At 67.5% G+C, this 26,418-nt stretch carries 25 protein-coding genes; 5 read left to right on the forward strand and 20 right to left on the reverse strand.

Going from position 1 to position 26,418, the window contains the following annotated elements; all coding sequences use genetic code 11:
• Positions 1-53: 53 nt before the first annotated feature.
• Complete coding sequence (locus MJ605_RS09540) at positions 54-1,259, reverse strand: MFS transporter (RefSeq protein ID WP_243041206.1); 1,206 nt, start codon at positions 1,257-1,259, stop codon at positions 54-56.
• Between the two features lie 189 nt (positions 1,260-1,448).
• Here MJ605_RS09540 and MJ605_RS09545 point away from each other — a divergent pair, with 189 nt between their 5' ends.
• On the forward strand, positions 1,449-2,423 hold the full coding sequence (locus MJ605_RS09545) for an aldo/keto reductase (protein WP_243041207.1): 975 nt from the start codon (positions 1,449-1,451) through the stop codon (positions 2,421-2,423).
• A gap of 256 nt (positions 2,424-2,679) precedes the next feature.
• Complete coding sequence (locus tag MJ605_RS09550; RefSeq protein ID WP_243041208.1) at positions 2,680-3,378, forward strand: MgtC/SapB family protein; 699 nt, start codon at positions 2,680-2,682, stop codon at positions 3,376-3,378.
• 10 nt (positions 3,379-3,388) lie between these two features.
• Here the strand turns inward: MJ605_RS09550 and MJ605_RS09555 are convergent, their stop codons facing one another.
• The 7 genes from MJ605_RS09555 to MJ605_RS09585 all read right to left on the reverse strand — a co-directional run bounded on the left by MJ605_RS09555 (position 3,389) and on the right by MJ605_RS09585 (position 9,561).
• A complete protein-coding gene (locus MJ605_RS09555) occupies positions 3,389-3,826 on the reverse strand; it encodes a universal stress protein (RefSeq protein ID WP_243041210.1) in 438 nt (145 codons plus the stop codon).
• 98 nt (positions 3,827-3,924) lie between these two features.
• Positions 3,925-4,503 (reverse strand): GNAT family N-acetyltransferase, encoded by a 579-nt coding sequence (locus MJ605_RS09560; RefSeq protein ID WP_243041211.1) that lies wholly within the window; start codon positions 4,501-4,503, stop codon positions 3,925-3,927.
• Between the two features lie 94 nt (positions 4,504-4,597).
• Positions 4,598-5,590, reverse strand: coding sequence for a zinc-dependent alcohol dehydrogenase family protein (locus MJ605_RS09565; RefSeq protein ID WP_243041212.1), 993 nt, complete (start codon positions 5,588-5,590; stop codon positions 4,598-4,600).
• Between the two features lie 12 nt (positions 5,591-5,602).
• Positions 5,603-6,901 carry an NRAMP family divalent metal transporter gene (locus MJ605_RS09570; RefSeq protein WP_243041213.1) on the reverse strand — a complete coding sequence of 433 codons (1,299 nt, stop codon included), beginning with the start codon at positions 6,899-6,901 and terminating at the stop codon, positions 5,603-5,605.
• Between the two features lie 151 nt (positions 6,902-7,052).
• The gene (locus tag MJ605_RS09575; protein WP_243041215.1) at positions 7,053-8,048 is read right to left on the reverse strand and encodes a bifunctional enoyl-CoA hydratase/phosphate acetyltransferase; all 996 of its coding nucleotides are present in this window, start codon (positions 8,046-8,048) and stop codon (positions 7,053-7,055) included.
• Between the two features lie 27 nt (positions 8,049-8,075).
• Positions 8,076-8,453 (reverse strand): hypothetical protein, encoded by a 378-nt coding sequence (locus MJ605_RS09580; RefSeq protein WP_243041216.1) that lies wholly within the window; start codon positions 8,451-8,453, stop codon positions 8,076-8,078.
• A gap of 91 nt (positions 8,454-8,544) precedes the next feature.
• Positions 8,545-9,561, reverse strand: coding sequence for a hypothetical protein (locus MJ605_RS09585; protein ID WP_243041218.1), 1,017 nt, complete (start codon positions 9,559-9,561; stop codon positions 8,545-8,547).
• Positions 9,562-9,761: 200 nt separating this feature from the next.
• On the opposite strand from MJ605_RS09585, the gene MJ605_RS09590 reads away from it, so the two are divergent.
• Positions 9,762-10,463 (forward strand): Crp/Fnr family transcriptional regulator, encoded by a 702-nt coding sequence (locus MJ605_RS09590; RefSeq protein ID WP_243041219.1) that lies wholly within the window; start codon positions 9,762-9,764, stop codon positions 10,461-10,463.
• Positions 10,464-10,477: 14 nt separating this feature from the next.
• Here MJ605_RS09590 and MJ605_RS09595 read toward each other — a convergent pair whose 3' ends face one another.
• The 4 genes from MJ605_RS09595 to MJ605_RS09610 all read right to left on the reverse strand — a co-directional run bounded on the left by MJ605_RS09595 (position 10,478) and on the right by MJ605_RS09610 (position 15,754).
• On the reverse strand, positions 10,478-12,490 hold the full coding sequence (locus tag MJ605_RS09595) for a PAS domain S-box protein (RefSeq protein ID WP_243041221.1): 2,013 nt from the start codon (positions 12,488-12,490) through the stop codon (positions 10,478-10,480).
• Positions 12,487-13,239, reverse strand: coding sequence for a response regulator (locus MJ605_RS09600; protein ID WP_243041222.1), 753 nt, complete (start codon positions 13,237-13,239; stop codon positions 12,487-12,489). The genes MJ605_RS09595 and MJ605_RS09600 overlap by 4 nt, the downstream gene beginning before the upstream one ends.
• A 197-nt stretch (positions 13,240-13,436) precedes the next feature.
• A complete protein-coding gene (locus MJ605_RS09605; protein ID WP_243041223.1) occupies positions 13,437-14,171 on the reverse strand; it encodes an HAD hydrolase-like protein in 735 nt (244 codons plus the stop codon).
• A 32-nt stretch (positions 14,172-14,203) separates the two neighbouring features.
• Positions 14,204-15,754: an MFS transporter gene (locus MJ605_RS09610; protein ID WP_243041225.1), complete on the reverse strand. Its 1,551-nt coding sequence runs from the start codon at positions 15,752-15,754 to the stop codon at positions 14,204-14,206.
• 109 nt (positions 15,755-15,863) lie between these two features.
• Between MJ605_RS09610 and MJ605_RS09615 the strand changes: the two genes are divergently transcribed.
• A complete protein-coding gene (locus tag MJ605_RS09615) occupies positions 15,864-16,766 on the forward strand; it encodes a LysR substrate-binding domain-containing protein (protein ID WP_243041226.1) in 903 nt (300 codons plus the stop codon).
• Positions 16,767-16,795: 29 nt separating this feature from the next.
• Here MJ605_RS09615 and cyoD read toward each other — a convergent pair whose 3' ends face one another.
• Genes cyoD through cyoA form a run of 4 tightly spaced genes read right to left on the reverse strand, consistent with a single transcriptional unit; the run spans position 16,796 to position 20,773 of the window.
• A complete protein-coding gene (cyoD, locus tag MJ605_RS09620) occupies positions 16,796-17,164 on the reverse strand; it encodes a cytochrome o ubiquinol oxidase subunit IV (protein ID WP_243041228.1) in 369 nt (122 codons plus the stop codon).
• Complete coding sequence (gene cyoC, locus MJ605_RS09625; protein ID WP_425600995.1) at positions 17,161-17,760, reverse strand: cytochrome o ubiquinol oxidase subunit III; 600 nt, start codon at positions 17,758-17,760, stop codon at positions 17,161-17,163. Before cyoC ends, cyoD begins: the two co-directional genes overlap by 4 nt.
• Before the next feature lie 4 nt (positions 17,761-17,764).
• On the reverse strand, positions 17,765-19,783 hold the full coding sequence (gene cyoB / locus MJ605_RS09630; protein WP_243041232.1) for a cytochrome o ubiquinol oxidase subunit I: 2,019 nt from the start codon (positions 19,781-19,783) through the stop codon (positions 17,765-17,767).
• A gap of 6 nt (positions 19,784-19,789) precedes the next feature.
• The gene (gene cyoA / locus MJ605_RS09635) at positions 19,790-20,773 is read right to left on the reverse strand and encodes a ubiquinol oxidase subunit II (RefSeq protein WP_243041234.1); all 984 of its coding nucleotides are present in this window, start codon (positions 20,771-20,773) and stop codon (positions 19,790-19,792) included.
• Positions 20,774-20,898: 125 nt separating this feature from the next.
• Here cyoA and MJ605_RS09640 point away from each other — a divergent pair, with 125 nt between their 5' ends.
• Positions 20,899-22,302 carry an aminotransferase-like domain-containing protein gene (locus MJ605_RS09640; protein ID WP_243041236.1) on the forward strand — a complete coding sequence of 468 codons (1,404 nt, stop codon included), beginning with the start codon at positions 20,899-20,901 and terminating at the stop codon, positions 22,300-22,302.
• Positions 22,303-22,363: 61 nt separating this feature from the next.
• Here MJ605_RS09640 and MJ605_RS09645 read toward each other — a convergent pair whose 3' ends face one another.
• The 4 genes from MJ605_RS09645 to MJ605_RS09660 form a co-directional block, all read right to left on the reverse strand.
• Positions 22,364-24,115, reverse strand: a complete 1,752-nt coding sequence (locus MJ605_RS09645) for a GGDEF domain-containing protein (protein ID WP_243041238.1) — start codon at positions 24,113-24,115, stop codon at positions 22,364-22,366.
• Between the two features lie 32 nt (positions 24,116-24,147).
• Complete coding sequence (locus MJ605_RS09650; protein ID WP_243041239.1) at positions 24,148-24,444, reverse strand: hypothetical protein; 297 nt, start codon at positions 24,442-24,444, stop codon at positions 24,148-24,150.
• A 143-nt stretch (positions 24,445-24,587) separates the two neighbouring features.
• On the reverse strand, positions 24,588-25,427 hold the full coding sequence (locus tag MJ605_RS09655) for an SAM-dependent methyltransferase (protein ID WP_279237491.1): 840 nt from the start codon (positions 25,425-25,427) through the stop codon (positions 24,588-24,590).
• A gap of 64 nt (positions 25,428-25,491) precedes the next feature.
• On the reverse strand, positions 25,492-26,367 hold the full coding sequence (locus MJ605_RS09660) for an aldo/keto reductase (RefSeq protein ID WP_243041241.1): 876 nt from the start codon (positions 26,365-26,367) through the stop codon (positions 25,492-25,494).
• Positions 26,368-26,418: the final 51 nt, after the last annotated feature.

Below are 26,418 nucleotides of genomic sequence, written 5' to 3' on the forward strand. Positions count from 1 at the left end.
TGACGGAAACTGAAGTCATGGGGATGGCCGTGGCCATTCCAAGATGCGTTCGCTCAGGAAGAACAGGCGCACTCGGCCATCGCGCCGGCGCCACGGCGGTCCAGCAGGCACGAGATCGCCCACAGCACGATGCCGGCGACCGCCAGCAGCGCGCCCACCCAGCCCGGCGAGGTCCAGCCGTGGCCGGCGGCGATGGCCATGCCGCCCAGGAACGGGCCCAGCGCGTTGGCGATATTGAAGGCCGAATGGTTCAGCGCGGCGGCCAGGCCCTGGGAATCCTCCGCCACGTCCATCAGCCGCGTCTGCAGCACCGTGGCCAGCGCGCCGCCGCAGCCGAGCAGGAAGATGTCCACGGTGATCGCCACCAGGCTGCCCGCGGTGAACGGGAATACCGCCAGGATGACGGCGGTCCACGCCAGCAGGGCGCCCGCCGTGCGCATCAGTGCCCGGTCGGCGAACACCGGCACCACCAGGTTGCCCACGGTGAGCCCCACGCCGAACACGCTCAGCACCACCGGTACCACGGCCGGCGAGACCCGCGTGACGGTTTCGAGAATGTCGGCGAGATAGGTATACACGGCGAACAGGCCGCCGAAGCCGATGGCGCCGATGGCCAGGGTCATCCACACCTGCACGCGGGTGAGCGCACCCAGCTCGCGCAACGGGCTGGAGGCCGCGTCCGCTGGCGCCGCTGGCGCGTACAGGCGCACCAGCACGCAGGTGAGCAAGCCCAGCAGGGCGACCAGCCCGAAGCTCCAGCGCCAGCCGACCAGTTGGCCGAGTCCGTTGGCGAGCGGCACGCCGACGATGGTGGCGAAGGTCAGGCCGAGGAAGATGCGGCCCACCACCATGGTGCGGCGGTTCTCCGGCACCAGTGAGGTGCCCATCAGCGCCGCCGCGCCGAAGTAGGCGCCGTGCGGCAACCCGCTGAGGAAGCGGAAGAGCAGCATCCAGTGGTAGGTGGGCGCGAAGGCGCTCAGGCCGTTGCCGAGCGCGAACATCGCCATCAGCGCGATCAGCAGGGTGCGCCGCGGCAGCCGCGCGCCGAGCACGGCGAGCACCGGCGCGCCGACCACCACGCCCAGGGCGTAGGCGCTGATGACGTGCCCCGCGGTGGGCGCATCGATGCCCAGGCCATGCGCGAACAGCGGCAGCAGGCTCATGGTGGCGAACTCGGTGGTGCCGATGGCGAAGCCGCCGACGGCCAGCGCGAGCAACACCAGGCCCACGTGGCGCGTTTCCTGTCGACCGTCGGACATGAACTTCCATCCCGCATGCTAGCCAAGGGTGGAAGTAGGCCCGATAGGGCGTGGGGCCATCAAGGACTTGACGTGAAATTTCACGCCGCGCTTCGATGAAACATATTTCATGTTGCCACCCCGATCATCCCGGGAAGGAGGGCGCATTGGCTACCATCGGCGCTTCCCCTCGTTGCCGGAGCATCTCCCATGGACTACATCAAGCTTGGCACCACCGGCGTGGACGTCTCCCGCCTCTGCCTGGGCTGCATGACCTACGGCGATCCCCAACGCGGCAACCACAGCTGGACGCTGGACGAGGCGACCAGCCGCCCGCTGATCCGCCAGGCGCTGGAGCTAGGCATCAATTTCTTCGATACCGCCAACGTCTATTCGGACGGCTCGTCGGAAGAGATCGTCGGGCGCGTGCTGAAGGAGCATGCCGACCGCGACACCATCGTGCTCGCCACCAAGGTGTTCAACCGCATGCACCCGGGACCCAACGGCATGGGCCTGTCGCGCAAGGCCATCCTGGGCGAGATCGACAAGAGCCTGCGCCGGCTGGGCACCGACTACGTGGACCTCTACCAGATCCATCGCTGGGACCCGCATACGCCGATCGAGGAAACCATGGAGGCGCTGCACGACGTGGTGAAGGCCGGCAAAGCGCGCTACATCGGCGCCTCGTCGATGTGGGCCTGGCAGTTCGCCAAGGCGCAGCAGGTGGCCGAGCGCCACGGCTGGACGCGCTTCGTCACCATGCAGAACCACTACAACCTGCTCTACCGCGAGGAAGAGCGCGAGATGATGCCGCTGTGCCAGGACCAGGGCGTCGGCGTGATCCCATGGAGCCCGCTGGCGCGCGGACGCCTGACCCGCGACTGGGACGAGGAAACCGAGCGCACCCGCACCGACGAGTTCGGCAAGACCCTGTACGTGCCCGATGCGGACCGCCGCGTGGTGGAGGCCGTCGCCGCGGTGGCCAAGGCGCGCGGCGTCCCGCGTGCGCAGGTGGCGCTGGCCTGGATGCTCGGCAAGCCCTTCATCACCGCGCCCATCGTGGGAGCCTCCAAGCCGCGGCACCTGGACGATGCGGTGGCGGCGCTGTCGCTCAAGCTCACCGCCGGGGAGATCGCCGCGCTGGAAGAGCCCTACGTGCCGCATGCGGTGGCAGGGCACGTTTGAGGGTTGGGTGGCGTCTCCGCGTGGCCAGTTACCCCTCCCCAACCATCCCCTGCATGCAGGGGAGGGAGTAAATGCGGCACGCCTTGGCTCCTCCCCCTACTTGTAGGGGGAGGCTGGGAGGGGGCTGTGGGTCACATTGAAACTTTGAACAGGTCTTAACGCCCGGCACGCGCACTCACGCCTGCGTGTGGCGCACCCTGCCAGGGTAGGGACGAGGCAGGCGCCATGGGTTCCGCCATCCGCGAGGAGGGTTCTGATGATCAGCGTCTACGAAGTCGCGCTGCGACTGTTCATGGCCGCCGTGCTCGGCGGCGTCATCGGCGTCAACCGGGGGCGTCTGGAATGGGCGGCGGGCCTGCGCACGCACATGCTGGTGAGCGTGGGCGCCGCGCTGGCGCTGATCGTGTCAGCCTACGGTTTCCAGCATGCGCTGACCTATCCGCACGTGGTCCTCGACCCGTCGCGCGTGGCGGCGCAGGTGGTCAGCGGGATCGGCTTCCTCGGCGCCGGCACCATCCTGTTCCTGGAGCGCGAACAGGTGATCCGTGGCCTCACCACCGCCGCGGGACTGTGGGCAGTGGCCGCCGTGGGCCTGGCATCCGGGGCGGGACTGTTCGTGCCCGCCGTCATCGCCACGGTGCTGCTGTGGGGCATCCTCGCGTTGCTCAAGCCGCTGGAACGCCGCTTCGTCAAGCCGCGCCACCAATACGTGTCGCTGGAGGTGGAGCTGGGCGCCGCGGGGAAACTGTCGGCGCTGGAAGGCGTGCTCGCCGATCTCCATGCGCCCATCCGGCAGATCCGGCTGCGCCGCTCGCCCAGCGGCGAGGACAATGCCGAGGTGCGCTTCGCCACGGCCATCGATACCCGCCAGTTGAGCGCGATGGCCGATGCCTGCCGTTCCCTGGCCGGCGTACAGGCCGTGCACATCAACCTGCCGGGCCGGCGCAACGACTGATTGGCGTCGGTCAATGGCAGACCAGCACCGGGATATCGCAGTTGGGCAGCAGCTTGGCGGTCTGGCTGCCCAGGAACAGGCGATCCAGGCCAGTGCGGCCGTGCGAGCCGATCACGATCAGGTCGCAATGCTGGTCCTTGGCCGCCTGGATGATCGCCTCGTAGGGCTGGTGGGCGTATTCGTGATGGCCGTCCCAGGACACGTTCGCCGCCTTGGCGCGCTCCTTGGTCTGTTCCAGGCAATGGACCGCGCGTTCCTCCACCGCCTTTTCGTAGGCGTCCTCGGGGAACAGCATCATGTCGGTGAAATAGGGCACCGCCTCGAAAGGCTGCATGGCGTGGAAGGCGTACACGCTCGCCCCGAGCTGCGCGGCGAGGGCGATGCCGAGATCGACCGCGCGCAGCGAGAGGTCGGAACCGTCGGTAGGCAGCAGGATGCGCTTGAACATGGTCACTCCCTTTGGGCTGGATGAAGGACGCGCCGCCGTTTCATCCTGGACCGATGGCATGAGCGCGTGTCGACCGTGCTCAACAAGCCGGCGGCAGGCTACAACGCCAGCGTGTGGATGACCTGTGAGCTGTCCGCCAGGTCCATTTCGCGGTGGAAGCCGAGATAGCTGGCCAGGTCGCGCATGCCTTCGTTGCTGGCGGCGTCGATGGAGATCATGCGCTTGAAGCCGTTGCGGCGCGCGAAGTCGATCAGGTGGCGCATCAGCAGCACGCCGAGCCCGCGATTCTGCCAATCGTCGGCCACGGTCACGGCGCACTCGCACGTCCGCTCGTCGGTGGTGGCGCCGTACCGGCTGACGCCGATCTCGCGCAGTTCGCCCTGGTCGTGGACCAGCGCCACGAAGGCCATGCGCTTGTCGTAGTCGATATCCATCAGCTGTTGCACCTGCGCGGCGCTGAGCTGCCTGAAATCGCCAAGGAAGCGGAGCCGCCTCGCCTGGTGGGACAACCGGCTCACGAAGGCGATCTCGCGCTCGCGATCCTCCTCGCGCAGGGGGCGGATGAGCACCGTGGTGCCGTCACGCAGTTTCTCTATCCAGTGATCGCCGGTGAGCGCATCGGGAAAGGCGGAAAAATCACCCACATGCGTCGGGTTCGGCTGGGTGGGAGTGGACATGGGAACCTCGTATAGCATGCGCCCATGGCATGGCGCGCTTCCCTTGTAGGCCCTCCATCGCTCCGGCCGTTGACGTGTGTCAACAATCCCGGCGCTAGCCGGGCACCAGCACGGCGGCGCCATGCAGCCGGCCATGGCGCAGGTCGTCCAGCGCGCGGTTCGCCTCGGCCAACGGGTAGGGCGTGACCTGGGTGGCGATGCCGGCGTCGCTGGCGGCATCGAGGAAGGCATGCCCGTCCGCCCGGGTGAGATTGGCGACGGAGAGCAGCCGGCGTTCCTCCCACAGCAGCCGGTAGGGAAAGCGGGGGATGTCCGACATGTGGATGCCGCCGCAGACCACGCTGCCGCCCTTGCGCACCGCCTGCAGCGCCAGGGGCACGAGTTCGCCTACGGCGGCGAAGATGATCGCCGCATCCAGCGGACGCGGCGGCATCTCGTCGGAGCCGCCGGCCCACTGCGCGCCGAGCTGCCGCGCGAAGTCCTGCGAGGCGTCGTCGCCCGGCCGGGTGAAGGCATACACCTCGCGCTGCTGGTGGTGCAGCAGCTGGGCCAGGATGTGCGCGGCGGCGCCGAAGCCGTACAGGCCCACGCGCTGGGCCTCGCCGGCCAGGCGCAGGGCGCGTCCTCCGATCAAGCCGGCGCAGAGCAGGGGCGCGGCCGCCGCCGCATCGGGGTAGCTCTCGCGCGGTAGCGGCAGGCAGAACGCGGCGCGCGCGGTCATGTGGGTGGCGTAGCCGCCGTCGCGGCTGCAGCCGGTGAATACCGGGGTGTCGCACAGGTTCTCGCGGCCGCTGCGGCAGTACTCGCACACGCCGCAGGCACCGCCCAGCCAGGGCACGCCCACGCGGTCGCCCACCGACAGGACGGTGACCTGCTCGCCCAGGGCCTCGACCACGCCCACCGCCTCGTGCCCGGGGATCACCGGATAGCGCGCCTGCGGCAGCTCGCCGTCCACCAGGTGCAGGTCGGTACGGCACACGCCGCAGGCCTCGACACGGATGAGGACTTCGTCCGGCGCGGGACGCGGGTCCTCGCGCTCCTCGGCGGACAGCGGCAGGCCAGGCGCTCTGGCGACCATGGCGAACATGGGGAAACCTCCCTACAGGAACATGCCCAGCACGACGAAGGCCATCGCGGCGGTGGCCAGCCAGCCCAGCCAGCGCAGCCTGCCGCCGATCACGAAACGGTCCATGGCCTTGCGCTGCGTGGCGATCCACATGATGCCCACCATCAGCGGCACGGACATCACGCCGTTGATCACCGCCGCCCAGAACAGCATGCGGATGGGATCCATCGACGAGAAGCTCAGCAGCGTGCCGAGCACGGTCGCGCCGGCGATGATGAGGTAGAAGATGCGGGCGTCGCCGGGCTTCTGGCTCAGGCGTGCCGATTGCCCGGCGGCCTCGGTTACCGCATAGGCCGCCGAGCCGGCCAGCACGGGCACGGCCAGCAGTCCCGTGCCGATGATGCCCACGGCGAACAGCAGCGAGGCAGCCTTGCCGGCCAGCGGCGCCAGCGCCTGCGCCGCCTGGCTGGAGGTCTGGATGTCGATGATGCCGTTGGGACGGAGCACGGCCGCCGCGGTCACCATGATGAAGAACGCCACCAGGTTGGAATAGGTCATGCCGACCACGGTGTCGAAGCGGATGCGCTTGAGATCGGCCACCGCTTCCGCCGGCGCCAGCGACAGCGGCGCCATGGCCGTCGAGTCGTCCGCTTCCTCCACTTCCTCCGAGGCCTGCCAGAAGAAAAGGTAAGGGCTGATCGTAGTGCCGAAGATGGCCACGATCATCACGAAATAATCGTGCAGCGGCACGCCGCGGGGCCACAGCAGCCGCCCCAGGCTGGCCCATGGCACGTCGGCCATGAAGGCCACGGCCACGTAGGAGAACAGGGCCAGCGTGAGAAGTTTGAGAAACGGCGAATAGCGCGGGAACGGCACGAACACTTCGAGCAGCAGCGAGATCGTGGCGAACAGGGCGGCATACAGCGGCGCCGAGCCGCCCATCAGCAGGTGCCACGCGGCACCCATCGCGCCGATGTCGGCCGCCAGGTTGATGATGTTGGCGACCAGCAGGGAGAACACCAGCGCCAGCACCAGCCAGCGCGGGAAGTACAGCCGCATGTTGGCGGCCAGGCCCCGGCCGGTGACGCGCCCGACGGTGGCGCAGATCATCTGGATGCCGATCATCAGCGGCAGGGTCAGGATCACCGTCCACAGGGTGCCGTAGCCGTAGCGCGCGCCGGCCTGCGAATAAGTGGCGATGCCGCTGGGATCGTCGTCGGCGGCGCCGGTAATCAGGCCCGCCCGTAACTGGCCGAGCCACGTCGGTATGGCCTTGGCGAGGCCGCGCCACGATCGCTCGATGGCGGGAGCGCGCCCGGACGTCATGGGCATGCGCGCACCGCACGGCGGGTGCCGCCGCTGGATGGCATCAGGTATTCGGACATGGATTCGATCCGCTCCCGGGCTGGTCCGGGCCGATGCCCGCAAGCCTAGTATCCATCCTTCGAGGGAAGTTGATGGCGATCAATCTGGCGAGGAGGCATCAGGCCGTCTCGGCGACCGCCGCCTTCAGCGCGGCCAGGCGCTCGGCGTCGGGCTGATGGGCGAGGAGCAGGGCGATGGCGGCGGAAGCCAGGCGCGCACGCGCATCGTCGGCGCGGCTGGTGAGCGCGATCGGCACGCGCATGCCCAGCACGATGCCAGCAGCGATGGCATCGGCCAGCAGCACCAGTTGCTTGACCAGGATGTTGCCCGCCTCGACGCTGGGCACGAGCAGGATGTTGGCCCGGCCGGCGACCGGCGAGACGATGCCTTTCTCGCGCCGCGCGGCTTCGCTGAGCGCATTGTCCATGGCCAGCGGCCCGTCCACCTGGGCGCCGACCAGTTGGCCGCGCTCGGCCATCTTGCTCAGGGCGGCGGCGTCCACCGTGGCGGGCATGCTGCAATGGACGGTTTCCACCGCCGCCAGCACGGCCACGCGGCGCTCGGCGATGCCCAGCGCATGGGCCAGCAGGATGGTGTTCTGGCAGATGTCGCGCTTGGTTTCCAGGTCGGGCAGGATGTTGACCGCCGCGTCGGCCACGATCAGCGGGTGCCCATAGCCCGGCACATCGATGGCGAAGGCGTGCGAGGCGCGCCGTTCGGTACGCAGTCCGGCGGTCTTTTCCAACGCCGCGTGCATCAGTTCGTCCGTATGCAGCGCGCCCTTCATCAGGGCGGCCACCCGCCCATCGCGCGCCAGCGTCGCGGCCTGGGCCGCCGAGGCATGGCTGTGCGGCGTGGCGATGATCTCGAGGTGGCCCAGGTCGCGCTGGATCGCTTCGGCGGCCCGCCGGATGCGCGCTTCCGGGCCAACCAGCACGGGCTCGATCAGGCCTGCCTCGCAGGCGTCCATGGCGCCTTGCAGCGAGGCGGCATCGCAGGGATGCACCACCGCCATGCGAATCGGCGGCAGCCCGCGACAGCGTTCCAGCAGCAGGCGGAAGCGGGTGTGGGGCGTCTCTTCCGTGGAATGGCGTGCGATGTCCGCTGGCTGCATGGCATGGCTCCGATGGGGCCCGCCACGCTACCTGCCGGGCGGCGTGGCGCGTTGATGGGCGTCAACGGAGGCGAAGGCCTTGTCGAGCTGTTCCCAGCAGCGTTCGGCCGCCTCCCGCAACAATGAGGACATCGCCTGGGTTTCGTCGAGGTAATCGGTCGCCAGGCTGGTCCAGCGGTTCACCTGCAGGTCGAGCCAGCTGTCCGGGCTGGCGCACTCGGCGCACTGGACCGACCACGTCGCGGTTTTTTCCAGGCGTTGGCTGAAGAAACGCAGCCACTCCTTCTGTATCCGGCCGTTCTCCTGCATCCAGGCGGTGAACAGGTTGGACGCGGCATCCAGGTACGGTGAGCCCAGGAAAGGCCAGGCCAGTGGCCTGGAGGAAGCGGGATGGATCTGTTTCATGGCCGGTGCCCTCGGGTCGGTGGGGCCGTACCTGTCAGCCTGTCACAGGCGGCCCAGTGGGCATTGATCCCGCGCAATGAAATGCTGAGCCTTACGAATCCAGCGGTACCCGTTGGCCCGGCGCGCCATGGGCAGGCAGCGGATAGGCGATGGGATGGTCGATCCAGGCCTGCATCGCGACCCGCAATTCGACCTGCGCCTGCGTGGAGGCCGTCGCATCCGTCATCGAGGCGTTCAACTGACTGGTGCTCAGCCCCTGGCGGCGCAGGATCTCCAGGGCGAAGCCCGGCGAGCCGGGCAGCCGGGTCGGTGCGCCCGGCGCCGCCGGGGCGTCGTCCCGCACGGCCAGGGGATCGATCGCATCGGAAACATGGTTGGCCAGCTGCGCCAGGCGAGGTTGGGAAGTGATGGCGGTCAGGCGGGCATGGCGGACGCCGGACGCCGCGGCTTCGGCGGCCATGTCGGCGGACATCCCGCGCAGCTTGTCGCCCAGCGCGGGATGCTCGTCCAGTCGGGCGCGGGCGCCCCGTTCGCGCGCCAGGCGCAGGCTGCCGCGCAGGCAGCCATGGGCCAGGCCACGCGCCACTTCACGGGCCAGGCGGCGACTGTCCGAACTGTCATAGCGATATCCCAGTAGCACCATGGCGTCGGCAAGGCCGATCAGGCCGATGCGCAGATGCATGGCCGGCGGTCCGATACGCGGCACGGCCAGCGCGGCGGCGTTATCCAGGGCGACCACGGCGAGCTCGGCAGTGGACTCCAGCCCGGCGTGGTCCAGGCAGGCCTCGGCCTGGCCCGGCTCGCGCACCAGGCTGGCGAGGTTGACCACGGCAACCAGGTCGTCGTCCGGCCAGTCGGGGCGATCGGTGCCTGCGGTGGCGAGCACGCGTTCGTCCAGCAGCAGGCGCCAGCCCTCCATGGCTTCGAACAGTCGCAGTTCGAACGCACCCGCCTGCTCCGGGGATTCCGCGCCGGCCAGGGCATGCGCCACGCGCGTCCACGTATCCTGGATGGATACGTCGCGCAGTTCGTCGTGCTGGCGCCAACGGAACCATGCATCCCATGCCTCGACGGCGGCGAGATCGATGAATGCCGAGGGCCAGATCATGGGATGCCGGGGGGTTCCTTCATGTCACGGCGAGTGTTGCCCGATGACAGTGCGTTGACATTGCGTTGCGTCAACACTCCCCGCGCTGTTACACACCGTTACAAACTGTTGCCGGGCCGACGTCACGCCGTGACAGTCGGCAACTATCGTCCACCCCCAGCAGCGAATCGTTGCGATCTATGAGGGGTGTCGCCATGTACATGCGCTCACGTTCCATCACGTCCATGTCGCTGCCGTCGGATGAAGAAGAGGACGGCACCACCATCGATGTCGAGACGCTTCGGCGCTACGTGCCGGTGTTCCGCCACAAGCTGTCGCCGGGCCATGCGCTCTATCACGCGGGGCAGCCGTTCAAGTCGCTGTTCCTGGTCCATGCGGGATTCCTCAAGACAATCGAGTTGTCCGACGATGGGCGTGACCAGATCACCGGTTTCCGCAGCAAGGGCGACTTCCTCGGCACCGAATCGATCGGGCTCTCCACCTATGCCTGCGGCGCCGTGGCGCTGGAGGGCGGCGAGGCATGGGAGCTGCCTTATCCCGCCATGCTCAACGCCTGCCGCGAGATGCCCGAGCTGCACGCCAAGCTGACCGCCGCGCTGGCTCGCGAGATCCGCGCGGACCACGCCTGGATGCTGACCATCGGCACCTTGAACGCGGAACAGCGGGTGGCGACTTTCCTGCTCGACGAGGCGCGGCGCCAGGCCAGGCAGGGTTTCAGCGCCAGGCATTTCGTGCTGCGCATGCGCCGCGCGGACATGGCCAGCTTCCTCGCGCTGACCAACGAGACGGTGTGCCGGGTGATGACCCGCCTGCACGACATGAAGCTGATCGACGTGGCCCGGCGCGAGGTGCGGGTGCTCGACGATAGCGCGCTGCGCTCGCTGGCGGGCCAGCACGCCTGACCGGCCTTGGGGAATCAGGGTTGCACGGCTCTTAGCGCCCGGTAGACCGCGCGGGCGAGGTCTTCCTTGCGGTAGGGCTTGGGCAGCATCGCGAATTGCTGGAGGGCCGCGTCGCTGATGTCGGGCGCCAGCCGTTCATAGCCGGAAGTGAGCAGCACGGGCAGGTCGGGACGCAGGTGCCGGGCCGTTTCCGCCAGTTCCACGCCGGTCATGCCGTTGCCCAGCACGATATCGGAGAACAGCAGGTCGATCGCGGGATGCTCGCGCAGCCGCTGGATGGCTTCCTCCGCGCTGGCGGCCTCGTGGGCGGTATAGCCGAGCGAATGCAGGAAGGCGAGCGCGACGCCGCGCACCTGCGGTTCGTCCTCCACCACCAGGATGGTCGCCACACCCGGCGGCGAGGCGGGCGGAGCGCCTTCCGGCGATGGCAGGCGCGACGGGTCCGCCGCCGGGAAGAACAGTTCCACCACGGTGCCGTAGCCGAGCTGGCTCTCGATCGTCATGCGTCCACCGGACTGCTTCATGAAGCCGTAGACCATGCTCAGCCCCAGCCCGCTGCCCTTGCCCACCTCCTTGGTGGTGAAGAAGGGATCGAGCGCGTGGGCCAGCACTTCCGGGGGCATGCCGAAACCGGTGTCCTGGATGCGGAAAACCACCTGGCCGCTGCCGGGCGGCTGCGACGGTTCGCCCGCGTCGAACCGGACCGCGATGTCCAGCCGGCCGCCGCGCGGCATCGCATCGCGGGCATTGACGGCCAGGTTGACCAGTGCGGTATCGAATTCGGAAGGGTCCACCTCGATCGGCGGCAGCGCCCCGGCGGTGGCGGTGGCGACCACGATGCGTTCGCCGAGCGTGCGGCCCAGCATCTCCTTCAGCTCGGCCAGCAACTGGCCGGGTTGGATGGCGCGCGGCGACAGGTGGCGCCGGCTGGCGAAGGACAGCAGCTTGCCGGTGAGCGCCGCGCAGCGGTCGGCGGCGCGCGCCGCGCTGTCGGCAGCCTCGCGGGCCAGCGGATCGTCCGGTAGCGCGGCGCTCAACAATTGCAGGTTGCCGGAGATGACGGTCAGCAGGTTGTTGAAGTCGTGCGCGATGCCGCCGGTCAACTGGCCGATGGCGTCCAGCCGCTGCGCATGCGCCAGTTGCTCCTCGCTGCGGCTGCGCTGCACGGCGGCGGCCAGCATGTTGGCCACCGACTGCAGGAAGTGCATCTTGTCGTGGTCGAAGGTGCCCGGTCCCCTGGAGAGCACGAGCAGCAGGCCCAGGGGCTCGTAGCGGTCCAGCAGCGGCACCAGCGCGGCGTCCATGAAATGCTCGGCTTCCGCCGCGGCGCGCATGCGGGGAAACGCTTCGACGCTCGGCTCGCCCAGCGCCAGCGCGCGCGCGTCGCCGTGCCAGCCGCCCTCGGAAAGGTCGCGGCAGATGGCCTTCTGCAGCAGTTGTCCGGCGCCGACGGCGGCCCGGCAATGCCAACCCCGGCCATGGCTGTCGCGGAACAGGATGGCGGCGGCATCCGTGTGCAGCGCCGTGGCGACCAGCGAGGGCACCTTGTCCACCGCCATGTCGTAGCTGGGCGATTCCAGCAGCAGCCGGCTGACCTGGCCGGCAGCCGCGTCGTAGCGGGCGCGCACCAGCGCCTGGCGCGCGCGTTGCGTCTCGGAAATGTCGCGGATCGATGCGGCGAACAGCAACTGCTCGCCGGTACGGATGGGGCTGAGGCCGATCTCGACCGGGAACGGCTGGCCGTTCCGGCGCACGCCGGTCAGTTCGTAGCCGGCTCCCATCGGACGCACGCGGGGACGGTCCATGTAGCCCGAGCGATGCGACTGGTGCGCCACGCGGACGCGTTCCGGCAGCAGGGCCTCCACCGGCTGGCCGTGCAGCTCGTGCGGCCCGTAGCCGAACATGTGCTCGGCCTGCGGGTTGGCGAGCACGATGCGTCCCTCGCGGTCCACCACCACCATGGCGTCCGGCGCCGTGTTGAACAGGGCCTGGAACAGGTCGCCGTGGATGGCGGGGGCGTCGTTCATTCGCGGTGCACCTGCTCGGTCAGGATGTAGCCGGTGCCCCGGATGGACTTGAGTATGCTGGGCCGGCCCGGGTCGGGCTCGATCTTGCGGCGCAGCCGGCCGATCTGCACGTCAATCGCGCGGTCGAACGGGCCGGCGTCGCGGCCATGGATGCGGGTCATGATGTCATTGCGCGAAAGCACCCGGTTGGGATGCTCCAGGAACAATCTGAGCAGCTCGTATTCGCCGGTGGTCAGCGGCACTTCCTCGCCGCCGGGCGCGCGCAGCACGTGCGAGGCGATCTCCATGCGGTAGCCCCCGAACACCAGCGTGGGCTGCCGCGACGGCACTGGTTCGGGCGTGGCCAGGCGGCCGGTGCGACGAAGCACGCTGCGGATGCGCGCCAGCAGCTCGCGCAGTTCGAAGGGCTTGGTGACGTAGTCGTCGGCGCCCAGTTCCAGGCCGACGATGCGGTCGATCGATTCGCCGCGGCCGGACACGATGATGACCGGCCCGGCCCAGTGGCTGTGCAGGTAGCGGGTGAGATCCAGCCCGTCCTCGCCGGGCAGGCCCAGGTCCAGCAGCACCAGGTCCACCGGCGTCGCGCGCAGTGTCTCGCGCAGTTGGCTGCCGTTCTCGGCGGCGGAGACGGTGAAGCCCTGGGTGCCGAGGTAGCGCTTGACCAGCGAGGAGACTTCCACGTCGTCGTCCACGACCAGGATATGCGGCAGCGGTGGCGAAGACGTCTTGGCGGGCTCGGCAACAGGCATGGGCAGTCGTTGCGAATGGCGTCCGGCGGGAGTGCGAAGGCTGGGCCCCGTTACCGGGGCGGCTCTGCCGCAAGATACATCGTGAGCCGCCGGATGAACATCTCGGGGCGCGCCTTCGCTGTTTCAGCGTGGCTGCCGGCTCCGGCCGCTTCGCCGGCGCGGCGTGGGCGTGCGCGGTCCATACCCGCGAGGACGCATCACCGGAGCGGCTGGCGATGGGACGCCGGCACCAGTCTCTCCAGTAGACCAGGCAGTTCGGTGAAGACGCCAGCCGGATGGCAGGCCGACGCATCACCGGTTGCTTGGCCGTATCCCCACGAAGCGAAGATGCAGGGTATGCCGTAGGCCGCGGCTGCGGCGATATCCACGGCGTTGTCGCCGATCATCACCGCGGGCAGGCCAAGCAGGCCGCCCAGTTGCAGTGTCTGGCCGATATGGCGCGGATCGGGCTTGGGCCACGCCACGGTATCGCCGGCGCAGACGACGTCGAAATAGCCCAGCACGCCGAGGCCGTCCAGTATCGTCAGCGCGGCGGCCTCGGCCTTATTGGTGCATACGGCCAGGCGCCATCCGGTCTGGGCGAGCAGGCCGAGCACCGGGTTGACGCCGTGATAGAGCTGGGTGCCGCTAAGGGGATCCAGGCGGTAGTCGTGCAGGAAGCGTTCGATGTCCTCGTCCGTCGGCAGCACGCCGCGCAGCTGGCATGCGCGCCTGGCGAATCGTTCCAGGCCATGGCCGAGCAGCGGTGTGGCTTCCTGGCGATCCAGCGGTGCGGCCTTCAACGAGCGCAGCATCCGGTTGATCGCCGCCGTCATGCCGTCGACGGAGTCCACCAGGGTGCCATCGAGATCGAAGATGGCCACACGCTCGGTATCGAGCACAAAGGCATGCTCGGGGTCGGGCGGGGGGAGCGGGGAGGTATGCGGTTTCATGGGATAAGGATGCCGATGGAAAGCCGGAAAAGTCAGCGTTGACCGTCCGCACGGCGGCGGCGCATGGTCCAGAACACGATATTGGCCGCCGTGCCCGCGATCAGCGCGGCCAGCAGGAACACGTCGGCGAAGGCATGGCCGTAGTCCTGCCGTACCTGCTGGAGGAAGGTGGGCCAGTCACCCATGGGGATCACGGACGGCCGGAGATCGACGTCGCCGGCCACGATGCGGTCGATGAGTTCATTCGAAAGAAGGAGCCCACGCAAACGCGGATCGCTGGCCAGCGCCGCGCGCGTGCCGCTGGCCAGCAGCGCGCCCAGGCCCGAGAAGCCGAGCAGGATGCCGGCGAAGCGCGAGGTGGTGCTGATGCCGGAGGCCATGCCCGCGCGCTGCGGCGGCACGTTCACCATCACCGCCTTCTGCGTTTCGCCGTTGAGCAGGCCACCGCCGGCCCCGAGTATCGCCATCGCGGCCACCAGGGCGGCATGGCCGCCATGCCATGCGGCATGCACCATCAGCGCATTGCCGAAGCCCACCAGCAGCAAGCCGAGCGTCAGCACCTGGTAGCCGTTCCCATGGGTGCCCAGCCAGCGGCCGACGCGGGGGAACAGCAGCATGGCCAGCGCGAACGGCAGCATGGCGATGCCGGCCGCGAGCGGGGCATGGCCCTGCGCGCCCTGCAGGTACAGCGGCAGTAGCGAAGCCATGACCTGGGCGGAGGCGGCGTAGGCGAACATCGCCGTTACCGCGCCGACGAAGGATGGGCGACGGAACAGGCCGAGATCGAGCATCGGCTGTTCGTTGCGCTGCTCGGCCAGCACGAACAGGGCGAACATGCCGATGCCGCCCAGCCAGCGCGCGGTCACCGCGTTCGAGGTCCAGCCCTTCCCGGGGCCCAGGATCAGGGCCGAGGTGACGCCGAGCATGCCGAGCACGAACAGCGCCATGCCGGCCAGGTCCAGCGGACGTGGATGGGGATCGCGGGAGTCCTCGACGATGGCCGGCACCGTGGCCAGCAGCGCGATGCAGATCGGCACGTTGATGTAGAACGCCCAGCGCCAGCCGTAGGTGCTGCTGATCAGGCCGCCGATGATGGGCGACAGCACCATGGTCAGGCCCATCACGCTGCCCCAGATGGCCCAGGCATGGGCGCGGTCGCGCTCCGTGTGGAAGCGGTGGCCGATGATGGCCAGCGCCGGCGCGATCAGGAAGGCCGCGCCCACGCCCTGGCAGGCACGGGCCAGGGCCAGTGTGATCGCCGAACCGGCCAGTCCGCAGGCGAGGGAGGCCAGCCCGAACACCGCGATGCCAACCAGGAACACGCGCTTGCGTCCATGCTTGTCGGCGATGGCGCCGGCCGGCAGCAGCAGTGCGGCGAACAGCAACACGTAGGCGCTGACCACCCATTCGATGCCGGCGAAGCTGGCGTGGAGATCCCTGGCGATGGCGGGCAGCACGATGCCCACCACGTTGGTGTCGAGCACGGTGAGCGCGCAGCCGGCGGAGGCCAGGGCGAGCACCGGCATGGCGCGCCCCTCGGCGTGAGGCATATGGGCGGTCGGTGTGCTAATGAAGTCGCTCATGTAGCGATCCCAGCGGCTGCAATGCACCTATTCAAGCGCCGCATGAGTTCGTTTTCATTGCGACGAATCGGGTTTTATATTAGGCAATAACTAATAAAGGCGAGCCTCCATGGAGCTGCGGCATGTCAGGTACTTCATCGCCGTGGCGGAGGAACTGCACTTCGCCCGGGCCGCGGAACGGCTGGGCATCGCCAGCCCTACGCTGACGGTGCAGATCCAGGAACTGGAGCGCAGCCTGCACGCTCGATTGTTCGCGCGCTCCAAGCGGTCGGTGGCCCTGACGCCCGCCGGCGAGGCGTTCCTCGCCGAGGCCCGCCTCGCCATGGCCCAGTTCGAACGGGCGCAGAGCGTGGGCCAGCGCGCGGGGCGTGGCGAAATAGGGCGTATCGAGATCGGCTACGTGGGTTCGGCCGTCTATGCCGGGGTACTGCAGGCGCAGGTGCAGCGTTTCCGCAAGGGCTGGCCGGAGGTGGCGGTCGTCGCCCGGGAACATCGCATGGACGACCTGCCCGGCCTGCTGGAAGCGGGCGGCATCGACGTGGGCTTCGTCCGCCTGCCGATGCGGCTGCCCGCTTCGCTGGCCTCGCACACGCTGCTGAACGATGTGTTCTGCGCGGCGCTGCCTTCCACGCATGCGTTGACGGGCGCGTCAGGCCCGCTGCGCGCCAAGGCGCTGGCGGGCGAGGCGTTCATCGTGCCCGAGCAATCGCTGGGCACCTACGAAGTGGCGCGGCGCGGGCGCTTCACGCCACGTATCGGCGGGGTACCGGGCAGCCTGCTCGCGGTGCTGACCCAGGTATCGGTGGGCGCGGGCGTGGCCATCGTGCCCAGCGTGCTCAAGGACGTGGTCAACATGCCGGGCGTGCGCTTCAAGCCGCTGGCGGGAACGCCCATCGCTTCCGGCGTGGCGGCAGTCTATCGCCGGCAGGAGCGTTCGGCGGCGGTCGGCAAGCTGATCCGGCAGATCACCGGCACGCCGGCCTTGGCGCTGGCTTATCCGCAGCGGGCATGACGGCCGGCGCCATCGGCCGGCCATCATGGCTAGAGCCGGTTGATCGCATCCTGCGCCGACATGGACATCGGCATCATGTTCACGTTGGCGTTGTGCATCACCCACAGCGAGCCGGCCACCAGGATGGCGATCAGCAAGGTGGTGCAGATGAAGATCGCCGTGTTCTGGCGCTGGCTGCGTGCCGCGCCCAGGTGCAGGAAGTACACCAGCTGCACGTAGAGTTGCGCCACGCACAGCACGACGATGGCGGGCAGGCGCGCTGCGTGCGGCACCTTGCCGGTCATCACCGCGCCGAAGGCGGCGAGCGTCAGCGCGAGGGAGATCAGCAGGCCGGCGAAGTACGAGCGCAGGTTGCCGTGCGAGGCCGTGGCGTCATGGCCGTGGTTGGGAATGCTCATAGGAATTCACGCAGGTAGACGAAGGTGAACACGCAGATCCAGATCAGGTCGAGGAAATGCCAGAACAGGCTGAGGCAGGCCAAGCGGCGCTGCGCGATGCCGTCCAGCCCGTAGCGCACGACCTGGTGCATCAGCACGGCGAGCCAGAGCAGGCCGCAGGCGACGTGCAGGCCGTGTGTGCCAACCAGGGTGAAGTAGGCCGAGAGGAAGGCGCTGACGCCCGGCCCCGCGCCTTCATGAATCAGCGCGCCGAACTCGTGCACTTCCATGGCGATGAAGGCGAAGCCCAGCACGAAGGTCACGCCCAGCCAGAGCAGCAGTTGGCCCTTGCGGCTGGCGCGCGCACCGAGCACGCCCGCGCCGAAGGTGAAGCTGCTCAACAGCAGCAACACCGTCTCGCCCAGCACGTAGGGCAGCTCGAACAGATCCTTGCCGCTGGGACCGCCGGCGGTGTTGCCCACCAGCACGGCGAAGGTGGCGAACAGCACCGCGAAGATCAGGCAGTCGCTCATCAGGTAGATCCAGAACCCGAGCGTGGTCATGGATCCGCCCTCATGGGCGCCGTCGTGGTGAGTGGTAGCAAGCGTCATGTCCATGGGATCAGGCCGCCTTCTCGGCGCGGTGAGGATGAAGTTCCAGTGACGAGACGGACGTCCACAGACGGGCGTAGCGCTCGCGCTCGATGCGCGCCACCTCGGCGGCGGGCACGATGTAGTCGACGTCGCGGTCGTAGGTGCGGGCCAGGAAGGCGACGATCACCGCCACCAGCGACGCCGAGGTCAGCGGCCAGATATGCCAGACCAGGGCGAAGCACAGCACCAGCGACAGCATCGAGATGATGAAGCCGGCGCCGGTATTGCGTGGCATGTGGATGTCCTCGTAGCGGTCGGGCTGGCTGTAGGCGCGGCCGGTGACCTTGTCCTCCCAGTGCTGCTCCAGCGAGGTGATCTGTGGGATGTGGGCGAAGTTGTAGAACGGCGCCGGCGAGGAGGTGGCCCATTCCAGGCTGCGGCCGTTCCACGGGTCGCCGCTGAGGTCGCGGTGCGCGTGGCGATGGCGGATGCTGACGGCGAACTGGATGAACATCGCCACGATGCCCGCGCCGATCACCACCGCACCACACAGCGCCACCACCAGCCAGGGATGCCAGTCCGGGTTGCTGTAGTGGTTCATGCGACGCGTCATGCCGTCGAAACCCAGCACGTACAGCGGCATGAAGGCGAGGTAGAAGCCGATCTGCCAGCACCAGAACGAGACCTTGCCCCAGAACTCGTCCAGCGTGAAGCCGAACACCTTGGGAAACCAGAAGCTGATGGCGGCCAGGCAGCCGAACAGCACGCCGCCGATGATCACGTTGTGGAAGTGCGCCACCAGGAACAGGCTGTTATGCAGCACGAAGTCCGCGCCCGGCACCGCCAGCAGCACACCGGTCATGCCGCCTATGGCGAAGCTCACCATGAAGCCGACCGTCCACAGCGTGGCGGAGTGGTAGCGGATGCGCCCCCGGAACATGGTGAACAGCCAGTTGAACAGCTTGACGCCGGTAGGAATCGAGATGATCGACGTCATGATGCCGAAGAAGGCATTGACGTTCGCGCCCGAGCCCATGGTGAAGAAGTGGTGCAGCCACACGAAGAACGACAGCACGCCGATGGACGAGGTGGCATAGACCATCGAGGTGTAGCCGAACAGCGGCTTGCCCGAGAAGGCCGCGATGATCTCGGAGAAGGCGCCGAAGCAGGGCAGGATCAGGATGTATACCTCCGGGTGGCCCCACACCCAGATCAGGTTGATGTACATCATCGCGTTGCCGCCGGCCTCGTTGGTGAAGAAGTGCATGCCCAGGTAGCGGTCGGCCGTGAGCAAGGCCAGCGTCGCGGTGAGCACCGGGAACACGGCGATAATCAGGATGTTGGTGATCAGCGCGGTCCAGGTGAACACCGGCATCTTCATCAGGTCCATGCCCGGCGCGCGCATGCGCAGGATGGTCACCACCAGGTTGATGCCGGTGAGCAGCGTGCCCAGGCCGGAGATCTGCAGCGACCAGATGTAGTAGTCCACGCCGACCGTGGGGCTATAGCCCAGTTCCGACAGCGGCGGATAGGCCACCCAGCCGGTGGCGGCGAAGTCGCCCACGAACATCGACATCATCACCAGCACCGCGCCCACGGCGGACAGCCAGAAGCTCAGTTGGTTGAGGAAGGGAAAGGCCACGTCGCGCGCGCCGATCTGCAGCGGCACGATCACGTTCATCAGGCCCAGGATCAGCGGCGTGGCCACGAAGAAGATCATGATCACGCCGTGCGCGGTGAAGATCTGGTCGTAGTGGTGCGGGGGCAGGTAGCCGGCCGCGTCGTTGGCGGCCATGGCCTGCTGCGCGCGCATCATGATGGCGTCGGCGAAGCCGCGCAGCAGCATCACCAGGGCAAGGATGATGTACATGACGCCGATGCGCTTGTGGTCGACCGAGGTGAGCCACTCGCTCCACAGGTATTTCCACTTGCCGAAGTAGGTGATCGCGCCGAGCAAGGCGGCGCCGAGCAGGGCCACCACCGCCAGCGTGCCCATGATGATGGGCTCGTGCAGCGGAATGGCGTCGAGGGTGAGCTTTCCTAACATGGCTGGTTACTCGTTCACGGGTTTCGCGGTGGCCCAGGACGCCTGGGCGCGCAGGCCGGGCAAGGCGGGGCCGCAGAATTGGCCGTCCTTGGGCGCCGGCATGTACTGGTTGAGCACGGTCTGGAACAGGCCCGGGTCCACGGCGGCGTACTCGGTGGGTTCGTAGCCATGGCTGGGCTCGGCCAGTGAGCGGTAGGCATCGCGCGAGAGTTTCAGCGGCGAGGCCTTGGCCTGCTCGATCCACTGCCTGAAGTCCGCATCGCCGATCGCCCGTGCCTGGAAATGCATATCCGAGAAGCCCGAGCCGCTATAGGCCGAGGACTGGCCCAGGTAGGTGCCAGGCTGGTCGGCGACCAGGTGCAACTGCGTCTGCATGCCGGCCATGGCATAGACCTGGCTGCCCAGGCGCGGGATGAAGAACGAGTTCATGATCGAGTCGGCGGTCAGCTCGAAATCGATCGGCGTGCGGGCGGGAATGACCAGTTCGTTGACCGTGGCGATGCCGTAGTCGGGGTAGATGAACAGCCACTTCCAGTTCAGCGCCACCACCTGCACGCGCACGGAGGGCACGTCCGAGGCCAGTGGCCGGTACGGATCGAGGCTGTGCGTGCTGCGCCAGATCAGCACGGCGAGGAAGGCGACGATCACGCAGGGGATGGTCCACACCACCACCTCGATGCGCGTCGAGTGTGCCCACTCGGGGGCGTAGGTGGCCTTGGTGTTGGTGGCGCGGTAGCGCCAGAAGAAGAACAGGGTCAGCACGATGACCGGGATCACCACCGCCAGCATGATGCCCAGCGACAGCACGATCAGATGCCGCTCCTGCATGCCGATGTCGCCCTTGGGATCGAACAGGGCAAGGTGGCAACCGGCGAGCAAGCTGGTCGAGCCGAGGCTCAGGAGGCGGGCAAGGCCGCCAAGGCGGGGACGCATCGGGTCGGCGATGCCTTGCATGGCCTTGCGGACATGTCGGGCCAGGAAATCAGACATGGGGAATATGCACCTGGGAAGGGCGCCTGGTAGCTCATGAGCAACGTCAAGGCCGCCACGCTTGGATTCTGCTAGGGAGGTGCGCGCATACTAGTCGCCGACAAAATCCATACATCGGCGGCAAAATGCCTCGGACAAGACCCATACAAGAGCCTGGCGCTGCGCTCGATTGGACGGACGCCCTGGGCGGTCGAGGCCCGCGCTACCTGCAGGTGCTGCATTTCCTGGAGCGCGCCATCGCCGACGGGCGCTTGCGTCCGGGCGACCGCCTGCCGCCCCAGCGCCAGTTGGCCCGGCAGTTGGGTCTGGACCTGACCACGGTGACACGCGTGTATGCCGAGGCGAGCGCGCGCCAGCTCATTCACGCGCGCGGGGCGCTGGGCACCTTCGTCTCGGCGCCGATGGTGGAACTGTCACCGGTGCTCGACCTGGGCATGAACATGCCGCCGCCACCGGCACGGATCGACGTGGCCGGCCTGCTCAAGGACGGCATGGCGCAGGTGCTGGCCCATGCCGACATCGACAAACTGGTGAGCTACCAGACCGGCGGCGGCAGCCCGGCCGAGCGTGCGGCGGGAGCGCGCTGGCTTGCCCCCATGCTGGGACGCGTGGACGCGCAGCGGATGGCGACCGCGCCCGGCGCCCAGGCGGCGCTGGCCGGACTGGTGCTGGCGCTGACCCGGCCGGGCGACCGCATCCTCACCGAGGCGATGACCTATCCTGGGCTGATCGGTGCTTGCCGCCAGCTCGGCCGCTCGCTCGCGGTGGTCGAGCGCGACGCGCACGGCATGCGGCCCGACGCGCTGGCCTCGGCCTGCCGCGAGGGTGGGGCAGGCGTGCTCTATCTCAACCCGACCCTGCACAACCCCACCGCGACCACCATGCCGGAAGCGCGACGGCGCGAGCTGGCCCAGGTCGCCGCGCGGCACGACCTGCAGATCATCGAGGACGATCCCTACTGGCTGCTGGCCGAGGACCCGCCGCCGCCTGTCGCCCATTGGGCGCCTGAGCGCACGCACTATCTCTCCACGCTATCCAAGTGCCTGGCGCCCGGCCTGCGGACGGCCTACGTGGCATCGCCCAGCGAACATGCGCGGAAGGCGCTGCTCACCGCGCTGCGGGCGACCACGCTGATGCCCTCGCCGCTGGCGACGGCGATGGTCACGCAATGGATCCATGACGGCACCGCCGGCCAGTGGCTGCAGGGCGTCAAGGCGGAGGCACGCACGCGCCAGGAACTGGCCGAGCACATACTGGCCGACGGCGAGCGGCGCTGGCCGCGCGGTACGATCCACCTCTGGTACGAGCTTCCCGGGCACTGGACGCCGACGGAACTGGCCATTGCCGCGCGCATGGAAGGACTGGCGGTGACCTCCTCGGATGCCTTTGCCGCCGGCACGGAAAAGCCCCGGGCAATTCGTATCTCGCTGGGCGGCATCAAGCAGCGCTATCGGCTGGAGCAGGCGCTGCGAACCCTGGTGGATCTGCTGGGCAAGGAGCCGACACCACTGGACCAGACACTGATCTGACGGGTCTAGCTGTCTGTAGGAGCGCACCCAGTGCGCGACCAACCCGCGAAAAGCCCCAGGATCAGACACCAACCAACCCATCCCCCTGGGTATCGGCGATGACCCGGTTGCGCCCGGTGCGCTTGGCCCGATAGAGCGCGGCATCGGCTTCCCGGCGCAGGCGCTGCAACTCGTAGCCGGAGGTATCGGTGGACGCCATGCCGATGCTGGCGGAAAACGAGACGACGCAACCATCCTCGTTCACTGGCGAGGACTCGATGGCCATGCGTATGCGATCGGCGATGGCCTTGCCCTGGTCGCGCGCACAGCCGACCAGCAGGATGCCGAACTCCTCGCCACCCAGGCGGCCGAACAGATCGCCCGGACGCAACTGCAGTCGGCAGAGGGCCACGGTGTGCCTGAGCACAGCATCGCCCACCGCATGGCCATGGGTATCGTTGATCTGCTTGAAGTAGTCCAGGTCGATGGAGACCAGGCAGGCGGCGCCAGCTTTCTTCTTCAGCAGCTGCAAGGCGTGATCGGCCTCGCTGACGAAGTGCTGGTGGTTGTAGATGGCGGTCAGCCCATCATGGCGAGACAGTTTCTTGAAGCGGAGCTGCGAGCGCCGCAGCCGGAACAGCCAGAAGATCACGGAAGCCAGGACCATCAGCAGCAAGGCAATATAGAGCCGCCCAGCTTCCACCGCCTTGGTATCCAGCGCCTGTTGCAGCCGGAGGATATTGTTCTGCCGGCTCAGCTTTTCCGTCTCGAACTTCTGCACCAGCATATGTTGCTGGGCCATGGCATAGGCGAGCGCCCTGGCGCTGATGTCGTTGAGATAGCCATTGTTCTGGGTGACGTAGTGTTCGTAATTGGCCAGCGCCGCAGCGGAGTCGCCGTGCTTCTTGTCGAGGAGATAAAGCACTTGGTAGGTATCTCTCAGCGATTCGCTGATATCGTCAGGATCGCTAAGCGCCAAAGCGGCCAGGGCTGCCCTTCGGGCCGATGCATCGTCGCCCAGTTTCAAGTAGGCCTGGGCAAGCTCGACTTGGGACGCCAGCATGTTCGCGTAGTAGTGGTTTGAACGGACGCTGGGAGCGATACGCTGCAGCAAGGCAACAGTCTTGCCTGGCTGGTCCTCATCCAGATAAAGACTACTCTTCAACAGCCAGATGGAATCCATGTAGACCGGTTCGTTGGCGGCCTGGCAGATGTTGATTCCTTGCTGAAGCTCGGGACTGGTGGAGGTCAGCTTGTGGCTTTCATAACGCACCGTCAGGAGCAGTGCTGTTGCTGGGCACGCGGCCTCGCCTGAGGAGAGTGCTAGTGCCTGGCTGGCATAGTTGGCGGCCAACTCGTACTGCCCGGCTGACCTGAGCAATTGGGATACATAAAACAGTACGAAGAAGCGTGCCAGCTTATCCTCCGTATTCGGCAGATCGGCCACCAATCGATTGGCCAGCTCGAATGCCTCGCCATAGCGCTTGTTGCTACCCATGTCGTCTATGAGCACAGCTGATGCCTTGGCTACCAGGGCGGGATCGCCGGCATGGTCGATGACATCTTGCAATAAGGGGTCCGCATGGGCGTAGTCGCCCTGGAAGGAGGCTTGCCATGCCTCGAGATAGCGCAGCTTCCAGTGCTCATGGACCGACAGGTGAGGGTATGACTGGCGAATTTCTTCGAGTAGGCGAAGAAAGCGTGGATTGTCGATGGTGCGCAGGCTTTCAGCCTGGTCGAGCAGTGCTGTGGCGCTGGCTTCCTGATCTATCGCGAAGGATGGCTGCGTGAATGCGCAGAAAGCCATGGCCACGAAAAGGGGCCATGGCTGCAAGCGCCTCCACTGCCGGGGCATGTAGACAAGACCTACTGGTCGCGCACGGATCCGCCTTGGTCGGGATGGGCCGGAAGAAGCGGATCCGCTTCACCCGGTGCCTGCTCCGGCTCTTCCTCATGACCTGGAGCGTGAACGTCATGATTTACCTTCATCGGTTTCTGGCCCAGTTCGACGGCCAGCAAGGCACTGTCCCCAACCAAGGCGGCGGCCATCAATGCTTCCGAGGCGTCTGCGCGTTCCAAGGCGTACGCCAGTTCGTCGGTCGCGGCATGGCGCAAGGAGGCATTCTTGCCAATGGTTTCCAACAGCTCGATCGTATCTGTCATTTTGGATTCCCCTGTTTTGTATCGTCGCATTTGCGCGATGGAACCGGCGTGTCTATGCCATGCATTCATTCGCTCAAAGCATGATAACGGCCGATATCGGCGCTTATTGATAGCCAGCAACAGGCACCGTGCCCAATTTCCCCTTACGATGTGATCGTGCTTGCCTCATTGAGCCTGTCAAGCGCCTCTAGCCGCTCACGCATGGCAAGATTCGGCTTCAAAGTCTCGGCTGGCGGCAGCACCACGGTTTCCTCGGCAGCCAAGGGAACATAGGGCAATTCGCGCAGGGCGATGCGCCGGACCCTCGGCCGTTCGATCGGCAGCGTGGCGCCGCGGTAGATGGTGATCTCGTGGTCGAGTGGATAGTCCCGAGCCAGCAGGTCCACCAGCACCTGGCGGTATTCGGAGCCGGTCTCGAAGCGCGCCAGCGAGCGGTCGCCGACCAGGGCGGCCTGCCACAGCACCAGGTAGCCGGCGGGGTCGATGCGCCGCTCGTAGAAAAGCAGTTGGCTGGCCTCGAAGTGCTGGCAACCGAAACGGCCGGGGTCGATGCCGAGGTCGGCATACAGGCAATCCTCGGCGGAGATGCCGGGCTCCATGTGTGCCTCGTAGCCTTCCGCACGCGCCACCTCGATGGCCTTGTGCGGCGACCAGGCGAAGATCCCGGGGTGGCCGTAGAACACGCCGCAGACCCGTTTGCCTGCACGCACCTCGGCCATCATCAACTCAACCCACTCGCGGTAGGTCTTCAGCCGCGACTTGCCTTCCGCGTAATAGGGCTGGAGGCTGCGCACATCAGGGTGCATGCGCTGCAGCCACAGCTCCACCACGTGGTCGGACAGCGCGGCGAACACCACGTCCGCCTGTTCGATATGGCTGCGCGCCAGCGGCGTGAGATGGGAGCCCAGGGTCATGCCCAGGCCGACGCAGGACAGGCTGCCCCGGGGAGCGCCGCCCGGGGAAGATGGGGCCGTAGGATTCATCGCCCGATAGTAGGGCAATTCCCAAGACCGGAGTAGGCCGAAGATTAGGCTTGGAGCGGGCGAATCAGTCCGCCCGTCCCAGCCGGTCGAGCACCGTGAATTCCTCCTGCGAAAGCTCGATGCCGGCGGCCGCCACGTTCTGCTCCAGGTGCTGCACTTTCGAGGTGCCCGGGATCGGCAGCATCACCGGGCTGCGCCGCAACAGCCAGGCGAGGGCGACCTGTCCCGGGGTGGCCTGGTGGCGGCGGGCAATCTGGTCGAGCGGGGTGCCGGGCTGGGCCAAGCCGCCGGCGGCCAGCGGGAACCAGGGGATGAAGCCGATGCCGTGCTCGGTGGCGTAGTCGAGCACGTCCTCGCTGCCGCGGTTGGTCAGGTTGTACTGGTTCTGCACCGTGGCGACCTTGAAGTACCTGGAGGCCGCTTCGATCTCCTCGACGCCGACCTCGCTCAGTCCCGCATGGCGGATCAGGCCCTGTTTCTGCAGGTAGCGGATGGCGTCGAACTGTTCCTCGCGCGGCACCTTGGGATCGATGCGGTGGAGCTGCCAGAGATCGATCTGGTCGATGCCCAGTTTCGCCAGGCTGCGGTGCGCCTGCTGGATCAGGTATTCCGGCCTTCCCAGCGGTGTCCATTGGTCCGGCCCGGTGCGCACCAGCCCGGCCTTGGTGGCGACGACCATGCCGCTATAGCGGTGCATGGTGGGATGCAGCGCTTCGCGGATCAGCCGCTCGGACACATCCGGCCCGTAGGAGTCGGCCGTGTCGATGAAATTGACGCCGAGCTCCGGAAGCCGCTTGAGCGTGCGGATGACCCCAGCGACATCGTCGGGTTCGCCCCAGATGCCCTTGCCGGTGATGCGCATGGCGCCGAAGCCCAGTCGATGGATCGGCAGGTCCCCGCCGATGCGGAAGACGCCGGAAGAGGAAGCATGGGAATACATGATGAAAGATCCTGGAGAGTGATGGCCCGGGGTGCGGTTCCGGGGAGGCAT

The organism is Dyella sedimenti (genome assembly GCF_022760995.1).
Taxonomy (GTDB): domain Bacteria; phylum Pseudomonadota; class Gammaproteobacteria; order Xanthomonadales; family Rhodanobacteraceae; genus Dyella; species Dyella sedimenti.

Coding starts and splice junctions, on each gene's coding strand:
- MJ605_RS09540 (WP_243041206.1), bottom strand. CDS start 1,259: ATGTCCGACGGTCGACAGGAAACGCGCCACGTGGGCCTGGTGTTGCTC.
- MJ605_RS09545 (WP_243041207.1), top strand. CDS start 1,449: ATGGACTACATCAAGCTTGGCACCACCGGCGTGGACGTCTCCCGCCTC.
- MJ605_RS09550 (WP_243041208.1), top strand. CDS start 2,680: ATGATCAGCGTCTACGAAGTCGCGCTGCGACTGTTCATGGCCGCCGTG.
- MJ605_RS09555 (WP_243041210.1), bottom strand. CDS start 3,826: ATGTTCAAGCGCATCCTGCTGCCTACCGACGGTTCCGACCTCTCGCTG.
- MJ605_RS09560 (WP_243041211.1), bottom strand. CDS start 4,503: ATGTCCACTCCCACCCAGCCGAACCCGACGCATGTGGGTGATTTTTCC.
- MJ605_RS09565 (WP_243041212.1), bottom strand. CDS start 5,590: ATGTTCGCCATGGTCGCCAGAGCGCCTGGCCTGCCGCTGTCCGCCGAG.
- MJ605_RS09570 (WP_243041213.1), bottom strand. CDS start 6,901: ATGCCCATGACGTCCGGGCGCGCTCCCGCCATCGAGCGATCGTGGCGC.
- MJ605_RS09575 (WP_243041215.1), bottom strand. CDS start 8,048: ATGCAGCCAGCGGACATCGCACGCCATTCCACGGAAGAGACGCCCCAC.
- MJ605_RS09580 (WP_243041216.1), bottom strand. CDS start 8,453: ATGAAACAGATCCATCCCGCTTCCTCCAGGCCACTGGCCTGGCCTTTC.
- MJ605_RS09585 (WP_243041218.1), bottom strand. CDS start 9,561: ATGATCTGGCCCTCGGCATTCATCGATCTCGCCGCCGTCGAGGCATGG.
- MJ605_RS09590 (WP_243041219.1), top strand. CDS start 9,762: ATGCGCTCACGTTCCATCACGTCCATGTCGCTGCCGTCGGATGAAGAA.
- MJ605_RS09595 (WP_243041221.1), bottom strand. CDS start 12,490: ATGAACGACGCCCCCGCCATCCACGGCGACCTGTTCCAGGCCCTGTTC.
- MJ605_RS09600 (WP_243041222.1), bottom strand. CDS start 13,239: ATGCCTGTTGCCGAGCCCGCCAAGACGTCTTCGCCACCGCTGCCGCAT.
- MJ605_RS09605 (WP_243041223.1), bottom strand. CDS start 14,171: ATGAAACCGCATACCTCCCCGCTCCCCCCGCCCGACCCCGAGCATGCC.
- MJ605_RS09610 (WP_243041225.1), bottom strand. CDS start 15,754: ATGAGCGACTTCATTAGCACACCGACCGCCCATATGCCTCACGCCGAG.
- MJ605_RS09615 (WP_243041226.1), top strand. CDS start 15,864: ATGGAGCTGCGGCATGTCAGGTACTTCATCGCCGTGGCGGAGGAACTG.
- cyoD (WP_243041228.1), bottom strand. CDS start 17,164: ATGAGCATTCCCAACCACGGCCATGACGCCACGGCCTCGCACGGCAAC.
- cyoC (WP_425600995.1), bottom strand. CDS start 17,760: ATGGACATGACGCTTGCTACCACTCACCACGACGGCGCCCATGAGGGC.
- cyoB (WP_243041232.1), bottom strand. CDS start 19,783: ATGTTAGGAAAGCTCACCCTCGACGCCATTCCGCTGCACGAGCCCATC.
- cyoA (WP_243041234.1), bottom strand. CDS start 20,773: ATGTCTGATTTCCTGGCCCGACATGTCCGCAAGGCCATGCAAGGCATC.
- MJ605_RS09640 (WP_243041236.1), top strand. CDS start 20,899: ATGCCTCGGACAAGACCCATACAAGAGCCTGGCGCTGCGCTCGATTGG.
- MJ605_RS09650 (WP_243041239.1), bottom strand. CDS start 24,444: ATGACAGATACGATCGAGCTGTTGGAAACCATTGGCAAGAATGCCTCC.
- MJ605_RS09655 (WP_279237491.1), bottom strand. CDS start 25,427: ATGAATCCTACGGCCCCATCTTCCCCGGGCGGCGCTCCCCGGGGCAGC.
- MJ605_RS09660 (WP_243041241.1), bottom strand. CDS start 26,367: ATGTATTCCCATGCTTCCTCTTCCGGCGTCTTCCGCATCGGCGGGGAC.